This is a genomic window from Streptomyces sp. NPDC059852 (assembly GCF_042731455.1).
GTDB lineage: Bacteria > Actinomycetota > Actinomycetes > Streptomycetales > Streptomycetaceae > Streptomyces.
In genome coordinates this window covers 399,258-408,977 of sequence record NZ_JBHWJK010000003.1, presented here as the reverse complement: position 1 = coordinate 408,977, position 9,720 = coordinate 399,258, and the positions used below count along the sequence as shown (strand labels likewise).

The 9,720-nt window shown below is 74.7% G+C and carries 11 protein-coding genes; 7 read left to right on the top strand and 4 right to left on the bottom strand.

Features of this window, described 5'->3' with window-relative positions; translation table 11 throughout:
• Positions 1-143: 143 nt before the first annotated feature.
• Entirely contained in the window at positions 144-437 is a 294-nt protein-coding gene (locus ACFV46_RS06220) for a hypothetical protein (RefSeq protein WP_055625143.1), read from the bottom strand.
• 156 nt (positions 438-593) lie between these two features.
• Positions 594-1,094 carry a hypothetical protein gene (locus ACFV46_RS06215; protein ID WP_385497170.1) on the bottom strand — a complete coding sequence of 167 codons (501 nt, stop codon included), beginning with the start codon at positions 1,092-1,094 and terminating at the stop codon, positions 594-596.
• Between the two features lie 361 nt (positions 1,095-1,455).
• On the opposite strand from ACFV46_RS06215, the gene ACFV46_RS06210 reads away from it, so the two are divergent.
• From ACFV46_RS06210 to ACFV46_RS06185, 6 genes are all read left to right on the top strand, one after another.
• Positions 1,456-2,259 carry a hypothetical protein gene (locus tag ACFV46_RS06210; RefSeq protein WP_385497168.1) on the top strand — a complete coding sequence of 268 codons (804 nt, stop codon included), beginning with the start codon at positions 1,456-1,458 and terminating at the stop codon, positions 2,257-2,259.
• A gap of 54 nt (positions 2,260-2,313) precedes the next feature.
• On the top strand, positions 2,314-2,595 hold the full coding sequence (locus ACFV46_RS06205) for a hypothetical protein (protein WP_062669066.1): 282 nt from the start codon (positions 2,314-2,316) through the stop codon (positions 2,593-2,595).
• A 153-nt stretch (positions 2,596-2,748) separates the two neighbouring features.
• Positions 2,749-4,017 carry a wax ester/triacylglycerol synthase domain-containing protein gene (locus ACFV46_RS06200; protein WP_385497167.1) on the top strand — a complete coding sequence of 423 codons (1,269 nt, stop codon included), beginning with the start codon at positions 2,749-2,751 and terminating at the stop codon, positions 4,015-4,017.
• Positions 4,018-4,051: 34 nt separating this feature from the next.
• Entirely contained in the window at positions 4,052-4,333 is a 282-nt protein-coding gene (locus ACFV46_RS06195; RefSeq protein ID WP_385497166.1) for an acyl carrier protein, read from the top strand.
• Complete coding sequence (locus ACFV46_RS06190; RefSeq protein WP_385497164.1) at positions 4,330-5,538, top strand: beta-ketoacyl-[acyl-carrier-protein] synthase family protein; 1,209 nt, start codon at positions 4,330-4,332, stop codon at positions 5,536-5,538. The genes ACFV46_RS06195 and ACFV46_RS06190 overlap by 4 nt, the downstream gene beginning before the upstream one ends.
• A 51-nt stretch (positions 5,539-5,589) precedes the next feature.
• Positions 5,590-6,873, top strand: coding sequence for a wax ester/triacylglycerol synthase domain-containing protein (locus tag ACFV46_RS06185; RefSeq protein WP_385497163.1), 1,284 nt, complete (start codon positions 5,590-5,592; stop codon positions 6,871-6,873).
• A gap of 1 nt (position 6,874) precedes the next feature.
• Here the strand turns inward: ACFV46_RS06185 and ACFV46_RS06180 are convergent, their stop codons facing one another.
• Together ACFV46_RS06180 and ACFV46_RS06175 are read right to left on the bottom strand one after the other, a co-directional pair.
• Positions 6,875-7,363: a GNAT family N-acetyltransferase gene (locus tag ACFV46_RS06180; protein WP_361922728.1), complete on the bottom strand. Its 489-nt coding sequence runs from the start codon at positions 7,361-7,363 to the stop codon at positions 6,875-6,877.
• A 9-nt stretch (positions 7,364-7,372) separates the two neighbouring features.
• Entirely contained in the window at positions 7,373-8,257 is an 885-nt protein-coding gene (locus ACFV46_RS06175) for an aminoglycoside phosphotransferase family protein (RefSeq protein ID WP_385497162.1), read from the bottom strand.
• Positions 8,258-8,310: 53 nt separating this feature from the next.
• On the opposite strand from ACFV46_RS06175, the gene ACFV46_RS06170 reads away from it, so the two are divergent.
• Complete coding sequence (locus ACFV46_RS06170) at positions 8,311-9,717, top strand: NAD(P)/FAD-dependent oxidoreductase (protein WP_385497161.1); 1,407 nt, start codon at positions 8,311-8,313, stop codon at positions 9,715-9,717.
• Positions 9,718-9,720 lie beyond the last annotated feature (3 nt).

The window sequence follows — 9,720 nt, the reverse complement described above, 5'->3', positions numbered from 1 at the left end:
ATGTGTGCGGGGGGGGGTGCTTGGTTTCGTGTAGGGCCCGCGCGCCCCGGTCTGGGTGGCCACCCTCGGGGCGGCGCCGGGCCGGGGGGCGCCCCCCCCCGGGACTTGGTGCCGCTCGGGCCGGCGGTGCGGCCCCGGGTGGCTCAGAAGGCGCTGTTGCTGCAGCCCATCGTCGAGCCGAGGTGGGTGTCCTGGGCGCCGGGGCTGCCCTCGCCGTTGAGCGCGCTGCCCAGCAGGCCGTTGAGGATGCCGACCTCGCCGAGGACGTCCAGGTTCAGGTCGTGCGACTTGCAGTTGGAGCTCTGCAGGACGCTGTACTTGTCGCCGCCGCTCTTGCCGTGGCCCTCGTCGCCGTGCGCGGTGGCCGTGCCGGCGCCCAGGAACCCGACGGTGCCGAGGGCCGCGACCACGACGGCGGCCTTGCGAAGCTTGTGCATGTCATCTCCGGTGGAGTGAGGTGGGGTGCGATCCGCGAGAGATCGACTTCGTACAGTTACCGGAGATTAATAGGAACTATCCGATATGTCCGGAGCGGCACGCCGACTTGATCGATGTCGCCCCGGAAGCACCCGGAAGCACCTGTGAAGCCGTGGTCAGCGCGTGGCGTGCGCGTGCGCGAGGGAGTTGGCCTGGCTGTTGGCCTGGTCGCAGTCGATGCCCCGGGTCTCGGCGGCGGCGAGCACCGCGACCGGGACGGCCGCGTTGAGCAGGCTCTGCGGGCTGCACTCCTGGTACGGGCGGAAGAGGTTGGCCTGCTGGATCGGGCCGGACGGCGCGGCGGCCGCGGGCTGCGGGTTGACCTGCGGGCTGATCTTCGGGCTCAGTTGGGGGCTGACCTGCGGGCTGACCTCGGCGCCCTGCTGCGGGGCCGCGGACGGGGCGGGCGCCTGGCGCTGCGCGGTCGGCAGGTTGGAGGACTGCGCGCTGGCCTGGGAGTTGGTCCACGAAGCGGCCTGGGCGTCCTGCTGCGGCGCGGCGGGGGCGCCGCCGCCGTAACCGGCGGGCGTCTCCCCGGCGAGGCTGGGGCCCGCGCCGATCGCCGACAGACCACTGGCTGCTGCTACGACGAGCGCGACCTGGTGAAGCTTGCGCATGGAACTCGGCCCTTCATTGACCTGTGCATGGACTACGGAAATGCGACGGCGATGGACCACATCGCTCCGACCCTGTGCGGGGAACGACACGGCGGCTTGTGCGGTCACGTCCCGGAATACGCGGTCACCCGTTTGCCGCGGAATATTTTGATACGACCGGTGGCATTTGAGTGACGGAATTCGGCGCGCCGTGACCTGACTGCCCTCCTGTCGTTCCCCAGCAGGAAGGCGTGAAGTCCACATGACAGCTCAGGCATTACCCCTGTAAGGGCGCAGTACGAATATCAGACTGAGCGCACGCGACATCCCACTGAATCAATACGGATTTCCCTGCACAGGTAATGAAGGGCCGAGGGTTTCCATGCGCAAGCTTCACAAGGCCGCGCTCGTCGTAGCGGCGGCAGGCGGTCTCACCGCCATCGGTGCCGGCGTGAGCGAGGCCGCCGACTATCCCGTCGGGTACAGCGGTGCCGCCCCGGCTCCCGCTCCCGGATACCCGGCGCCGCAGTACGCGGCACCGGCTCCCGCCCCCGCGTACCAGGCGCCGCCGCAGTACGCGGCTCCCGCGCCCGCTCCGCAGTACCAGGCGCCGCCGCAGTACGCGGCCCCGGCTCCGGCTCCTCAGTACCAGGCGCCGCAGTACGCCCCGGCCCCCGCCCCGCAGTACCAGGCGCCGCAGCAGAGCGCACCGGTGGCCGCGGCGGCGACGTCCCGTTCCGAGGGCGCCGCGGCCGTCAGCCGTCCGCAGCCGGCCCCGCAGTACGCCGCCCCGGCGCCCGCCCCGGTCGCCGCCCCGCAGGAGCCGGCCGGCTACGCCAGCGCCGCCGCCACCTCGGGTGGCTTCGCGCAGGCCGCGACCCCCGCCGCGGCCCCCCAGGCCTTCGCCCCGCAGCAGGCGGCGCCCCAGGTCGTACCCCAGGTGACGCCGCAGGCCGCCCCGCAGGTCATGCCGCAGGTCGCCCCGCACGTGTCCGCTCCGCAGGTCTTCAGCCCGGAGCCGGCGCCGCGTGTCGCGCCGCAGGTGAACCCGCAGGTCAACCCTGAGGTGAACCCGCTGATCAACCCGCTGATCTCACCGGCCAGCGCGCCGCAGGTGCCCGGCCTCGGCCTCGGCCAGGTCGCGGCTCCCCCGGTGGGCCAGCTGGGTCTGCCCCGCCTCGGCTGATCACCGCACCGATCCGCCGCACACCCCCGCAATCGCAAGACCAACGGAGAGAACATGCGCAAGCTCCACAAGGTGGCCCTCGTGGGCGCCGTCCTCGGCAGCGTCGGCTCGTTCGGCGCCGGCACCGCCCTGGCCCACGGTGAGGGCAGGGCCCACGACGTGGACATCACGCAGGGCATCGAGTGCCGCTCGCACGACATGAACATCGACGTCCTCGGCAACCTCGGCGCCCTGAACGGCGCGCTGGCCAACGCCCTCAACGGCGAGGGCTCCCCGGGTGCCCAGCCCAGCCACCTCGGCTCGGACATGGGCTGCAACAGCGCCGCCCTCAAGTAGCCGCGGGAAGCGCCCGGTTCACGCCCGCTCCGTCACGGGGCGGGCGTTGGACTGCCGCCCCGGCAACGCTGTGTGAACGTGTGTGACTCTACGTGTATGGTTGGTCGCGTCGGCTCACGAGGCCCGACGGAACGGACGGCGAGGAGTGGTCCCTTGGGCAGGTCGACCTTGCTGAAGATCCCCCGCACCCGACTGTCCTACGCCGACGAGATGCTGCTGATCAACGGCTGCCCCGGAGTCATCGGCCTGGCCGCCGTCTTCTCCGGCGAGCGGCCCGCCCTGGACCGGGTGCGCGCCCGCGTCGCCGAGCGGTGGTCCGGCCTGGAGCGGATGCACCAGGTGCTGGACCGCCCCGCGGGCGGCGCGCGCTGGACCGTACCGGGACCCTTCGACCCCGCCGCCCATGTCGCCCTCGCCCCGGCCGGGTTGGACGAGCTGTGGGACACGAGCGTGGACCGGCCGCTGCCCGGCGGCCTCCCGCCCTGGCGGCTGTACGTCGTCCCCGGCGCCGCGTACGGCGGGGACTTCGCGCTGGCTCTGGTCGCCCAGCACACCCTGCTCGACGGGCGGTCCCTCGCGACGCTGATGAGGGCCCTGGTGGACGAGCCGGCCGTGGCGCGCGGCGCGGCCCGGCCGGCGCCGGTCCGGCCCGGGCTGCGCGCGGCGGGCCGGGAGCTCAGGACGATGACGGCCGTCGGGCAGTCCGTGCCGCTGCGGCCGCCGGGTGAGGCCCGCGCGTCGGTCGCGGTGCGTGAACTGGCCGCCGAGACCGTGCTGTCGGCCCGCCGCCAGCCCGCCGACGGCCGGGGCGCCACGCTCAACGAACTGCTGGTGGCCGCCGTCGCCGGGGCGCTGCGCGCCCGCTACGGCCCCGTCCGGGACTGGCGCGCACGGGACGAACCCGTGTACACGGCGGTGCCCTGCGATCTGCGCACCCGGACCAACACCACGGAACTCGGCAACACCGTCACGGTCGTCCGGGTGCCGTTGCCCGTCGACGTGGACGGCCCCGTGGCCCGGCTGCGGGCCTGTCAGGCCGCGCTGGCCACGGTCCCCGACCGGGCGGCCGTCCACGCCGGCGTGCTCTTCCCCGCTGCAGAAGCGGTTCGCCGCACGGGCCCCTGGGTGACCCGGCTTCTCACCGGCCGGGGCCGGCACACCTGTTTCGCCGCGACCGCCACCACGGCCCTGAAGTGGCCCGGCGCGGCCGGCACGTTCGAAGGGCGCCGCCTCGTGCGCACGGTGGGGCTCCCGCCCCTGCAGCGACCGGGCACCGCCAGCTTCGCCCTGGCCCAGGTGGGGGACGCGTTCACACTCACCGTCGTGTCCCATCTGCGCCCGGACGACGCCGGACGGCTCGCCGACGCGGTCGTCACGGAGTTCGGGGCCTGGGCTCGGACGACGACGCCGTCAGTGCCCTGACGGCACCACGGCACCACAAGAGGGAGGCAGTTGGATGGAAGCGGAACACGGCGACGTATGGGAAGCGCTGCGCCCGCTGTGCGCGCGGGTGATGTCGGTGCCGGCGGAGGCGGTGGTGCCGCACGCCCGGCTGGTCGCCGATCTCGGCGCCGACAGCCTGGACATCACCGAACTCGAGGTGGCGTCCGAGGAGATGTTCGGGGTGTCCCTGCGGGGCACCGACAAGAGCGGGGTGTCCACCGTGGGTGATGTCGCCGACCTGATCGTGCGGCTGCGCGCCGGGGCCCCCGGCCTCCACAGCCCCGTGGGCCGATGACCGGCCGCCCCGCCGTCGCCGTCACCGGCCTCGGGGTCCGCTGCGAGGCCGGCTCGACCCCCGACGAGCTGTGGGACAGGCTGCTGCACGGCCGTTCGGCGATCTCGCTGCACTCCTTCGACGCCGAGGGCACCGTCGTGCATCCCGCGTCGGCGATGAGCGGCTTCGACGCGACCGGGTACCTCGCGCCCAAGGAGGTGCGGCGCACGGACCGTTCGGTGCAGCTGGCGGTGTGCGCGGCCCTGGACGCCGTGACGGACGCCGGTGGGCTGCATGTGCCCTCCGAGCGGCGCGCGGTGGTCACCGGCACCGGCTACGGCGGGGTGATCAGCCAGGAGAACGGCATCGGGCAGCCCGACGTGCTCTACGCGCCCCGGCTGATGAACAACGCGGGCGCGTACTGGATCACCGCCAAGCTCGATGTCACCGGGCCCAGCCTCACGGTGTCCACCGCCTGTTCCTCCGGTACGCACGCCGTGGGTGAGGCGCTGCAGATGATCCGGTCGGGCTGCGCGGACGTCGTGGTGGCCGGAGGGCACGACAGCCCCCTGACGCCGACGACCGCGCTGGCCTTCGGGCGGGCCGGCGCGATGGTCACCTCCTGCGCCGAACCGGCCCGCGCGTCACGGCCGTTCGACGCCGGACGGCAGGGCTTCGTGCTCGCCGAGGGCGCCGCGTTCCTGGTGCTGGAGCGGCTCGACCTGGCCAGGGCGCGCGGCGCGCGCGTGTACGCCACGCTCACCGGGTACGGGCGCACCTCCGACGCCTACCACCTCACCGCGCCCCATCCGGACGGGGCGGGCGCGCGGGCCTGCATGGAGCAGGCGCTGGCCGACGCCGGGACCACCGCCGACGCCGTCACCCATGTCAACGCGCACGGCACCGGGACCGAGTTGAACGACCTGGCGGAGGCGCGGGCCATCAGCGGCCTGTTCGGGCCGCGGCGGGTGCCGGTGACCGCGCCGAAGGCGGTGACCGGGCACGGGCTGGGGCTGGCCGGCGCGCTGGAGGCCGTGGTCACGGCGCTGTCCGTGCGCGAGGGGATCGCACCGCCCACGGCCCATCTGACCCGGCTGGACCCGCGCTGCGAACTGGACGTCGTCGTCGGTGAACCGCGCAAGATCCCGGACGGCCCGGTGATCAGCAACAGCTTCGCCTTCGGGGGCCACAACGCCTGTGTCGTCCTCGACTCGCCCCACCTGTGAGCACCGGCGGCGGCAATGACAGGGGGAATCGCGGAAGGGAGGCGGCGGGGCATGAGGCTGACGGCCATCGAGGAAGGGCACCTGCGCAACGGGATGCCCGGGACCATCGGGATCGCGGGGCTGTTCCCCGCCGACGGGCCGCCCATCGACCTGGCGTGGCTGCGGGCCCGGGTCCGCGAGCGATGGGGCGGCCTGGAGCGGATGAGCCTCGCCCTGCGCCCGCCTGCCGGACCGGCCGCGTTCTCCGGTCACCGTTGGGCGGCCCGGCCGTTCGACCCCGCCGCGCACATCGCCTCCGACGACCGGGACCTGCACACGCTGCTGACCGACGCGGTGAGCAGGCCGCTGCCCGAGGACCGGCCGCTGTGGCGGCTGCTGGTGACGGAGCGGGCCACCGGACGCGGTGAGCGCGCCGTCGTCCTGCTCGCCCACCACGCCCTGCTCGACGGGCGGTCCCTGGAGACGCTGTTCCGGCTGCTGATGGACGACGCGGCGCCGCCCCGCCCGCCCGCGCCGGGCGCCCCGCCCCGCCGGCGGCCCGTCCGCCCCGCCACCGTCGGCCGGGAGCTGCGCGTCATCGGCGCCCGGGGCCGCGCCCTGCCCGCCTCCCCGGCGGAGCGGTACGCGCCCTCGGTGGCCGTGGTGCGGCTCGACGCGCCCGTGATGCGCGCGGCCCGCCGCCAGCCCGAGGCCGGCCGGGGCGCCACCCTCAACGAACTGCTGCTCAGCAGTTTCGCCGGCGCCCTGCGCGCCCGGTACGGCCCGCTGCGCGCCTGGCCCGCAGGACCCGCCCCGTTCTTCGGCACCGTCCCCGTCGACCTGCGGGGCCGGCACGACGCGCAGCGCCTCGGCAACGGCGTCACCGCGCTGCGCATCCCGCTGCCCGTGGACCTGGAGTCGCCGGTGGCGCGGCTGCGCGCCTGCCAGGAGGAGGTCGCCACGTTCGACCACCGCTGCGACGCGCACCGGGCGATCCTGCCGCCGCTGCTCGCCACCGCGCGGGCCATGCCGTGGCTGGCCGAGGTGATGGCCCGGCGCCTCGCCCGTCCCGAGCTGACCACCAGCCTGTGCACGGCCTTCAAGTGGCGGGACAACCCGAGCCGCCTGCACGGGAACGCACTGTCCCGGGTCGTGCCCCTGCCGCAGCTCGCGACGCCGGGCACCGCGAACCTGTGCCTGGTGCACTGCGCGGACACCTACACCCTCACCGTCGTCAGCCATCTGCGGGACGGAGAGGCCGACCTGCTCGGCGGCGCGGTGGCCCGGGAGCTGGCGGCGGTCGCGGGGCGCGAGGCACCGGCCGCGCGTCCGGCGCGGGGGGTGCGGGCGCGATGAGTCAGGACCGCCCGGCGCCGCCGCCCAGCGCGGCCAGCGCGTCGTCCGTCAGCCGGTACACCGTCCAGCCGTCCTGCGGGCGGGCGCCCAGGGACTCGTAGAAGGCGATCGACGGGGCGTTCCAGTCGAGGACCGACCACTCCAGGCGCTGGTAGCCGCGCTCCACGCACAGCCGGGCCAGCTCGGTGAGCAGCGCCTTGCCGTGCCCGGCGCCCCGGGCGGCGGGGCGGACGTACAGGTCCTCCAGGTAGATGCCGTGCACCCCGCGCCAGGTGGAGAAGTTCAGGAACCACAACGCGCAGCCGACGGTCTCGCCGGTGTCGTCGTCGGCCGCGATGTGCGCGTACACGGCGGGGCGCTCGCCGAACAGGGCTTCGTGCAGCTGCTCCGGTGTCGCCCTGGCCTCGTGCGGGACCTTCTCGTAGGCGGCGAGCTCACGGATCAGGGTGTGCAGGGCGGGGACGTCGGCGGGGGTGGCGGTGCGAATCATGGTCGGAGGCTAACCGCCGGCGGGGCGCAGCCGCGCGGCGATCTCGAACAGGTGCTCGTCGAGCGGGCGGCCGTCCTCCAGGTCCCACAGGCAGTTCTGCAGCAGGCGGCCGTACGTCCAGGCCCGCGCGCGGGACCGGTCCAGGCCGAGGACGTCGGTCATGGCGTCGAAACGCCACACGACGTCGTCGGCGTCGAAGCGGTTGTCCAGGGCGGGCCACAGCTCGAAGCCGGGGTCGCCGGCGAGCGGCTTGGGGTCGATCGCCAGCCAGGGGGCGCGGGCGGAGGCGAGGACGTTCTCCTCGTGCAGGTCCCAGTGGAGCAGGCGGTCGCCGGGCTCGTCGGCGACCTCCCGTACGGCGGCGGCGCAGTCGGCGAGCAGGCGGCGGGCCCGCGGATCCGTGCCCCGCTCCAGGGCGCGCCGGGTGCGCTCCAGCATGCCGTGCGCGATGTCGCCGAGGCGGCGCACGCCCGGGGGAGCGGTGAACGACGTGAGATGGGCCAGCAGCCGGGCGATGACCAGCACCGACTCATGGGCGTCCAGCTGGGCGAGGGAGCGGGTGGGATCGAGGCGTTCGAGGAGCATCGTCCCGGTGGCCGGGTCGTGGTCGAGGAGGCGGACCGCGCCGTCGCCGTCCCAGTGGCGCAGGGCGATCGGTTCGCCCTCCGTCTCGTGGTCGAGGAGCTGCAGCTTCAGCGCGGCGGGGGTGCCGTCCCGCCGGGTCACCGGGACGACCAGCGCGGCGACCCCGTGCATCGGCCGTCCGTCGGCGGTCAGCTCCCAGCGGTCGAGGAAATCGGCCGTGAGCCGGGGGAGGGCGGCGACGAAGGCGCGGCCCGCCTCCCCGTTGTACTCCTGCTGCGACGCGGCGAGCTCCGCGGGGACCTCGATCATTCCGGGACCCTATCGGGCTCCCGGAATCGGCTCCCGCGCATTACCGTCCTCGCATGAGCAGATCGGCCAGTGGCGCGGTGAACGGCGGCATCTCCTTCTGGTACGCCGACGACGGCCTGCCCGCGGTGCGTGAGCCGCTGGCCGGGGACGCCTCGGCGGACGTGGTGATCGTGGGCGGCGGCTACACGGGTCTGTGGACCGCGTACTACCTGAAGAAGGCGGTCCCCTTCCTGCGGATCACCGTCCTGGAGCAGCGCTTCTGCGGGTACGGCGCGTCCGGGCGCAACGGCGGCTGGCTGTACAACGGCGTCGCGGGCCGCGACCGGTACGCGAGGCTGCACGGGCACGAGGCGGCCGTACGGCTCCAGCGGGCCATGAACGACACCGTCGACGAGGTCGTCCGGGTGGCCGCGGAGGAGGGCTTCGACGCGGGCATCCACCAGGGCGGTGTCCTGGAGGTCGCCCGCACGCCCGCGCAGTGGGCGCGGCTGAAGGCGTTCCACGAGCACGAGCTGTCGTACGGCGAGAAGGACCGGGAGCTGTACGGCGCCCGGGAGACGGCCGAGCGGATCCGGGTGGCCGACGCGGTCGGCTCGACGTGGACGCCGCACGGCGCGCGTGTGCACCCCGTGAAGCTGGTCAAGGCGCTCGCGGGGGCCGTCGAGGCGCTGGGCGTGACCATCCACGAGCTGACGCCGGTCACCGAGATCCGGCCGAAGCACGCCGTCACCCCGTACGGCACGGTGCGCGCGCCCTATGTGCTGCGCTGCACCGAGGGGTTCACGGCGAGTCTGAAGGGCCAGCGGCGGACCTGGCTGCCCATGAACTCCTCGATGATCGCCACCGAGCCGCTGACCGGCGAGCAGTGGGCGTCGGTGGGCTGGGAGGGGCGCGAGACGCTCGGGGACATGGCGCACGCCTACATGTACGCGCAGCGCACGGCCGACGGGCGGATCGCGCTGGGCGGGCGGGGGGTGCCGTACCGCTTCGGGTCGCGGACGGACGACGACGGGCGCACCCGGCCGGAGACCGTCGAGGCGCTGCGGGACGTGCTCGTCGGGTTCTTCCCGTCGCTGGCCGGGGTGCGGATCGCCCACGCCTGGTCGGGGGTGCTCGCTGTGCCGCGCGACTGGTGCGCGACGGTGACGCTGGACCGGTCGACCGGCCTCGGCTGGGCCGGCGGGTACGTCGGCTCCGGCGTGGCCACCGCGAACCTGGCGGCCCGCACCCTGCGCGACCTCGTCCAGCAGGACTCGGGGCAGGGCGGCAGGACCGACCTCACCGAACTGCCCTGGGCCGGGCACAAGGTGCGCAAGTGGGAGCCGGAGCCGCTGCGCTGGCTGGGCGTCCACGGCCTGTACGCCGCCTACCGCGCGGCCGACCGCCGGGAGCGGGGCACGAGCGGCGCCGAGTCGTCCCGGCTGGCACGGCTGGCGGACCGGGTGGCGGGGCGGCACTGACCG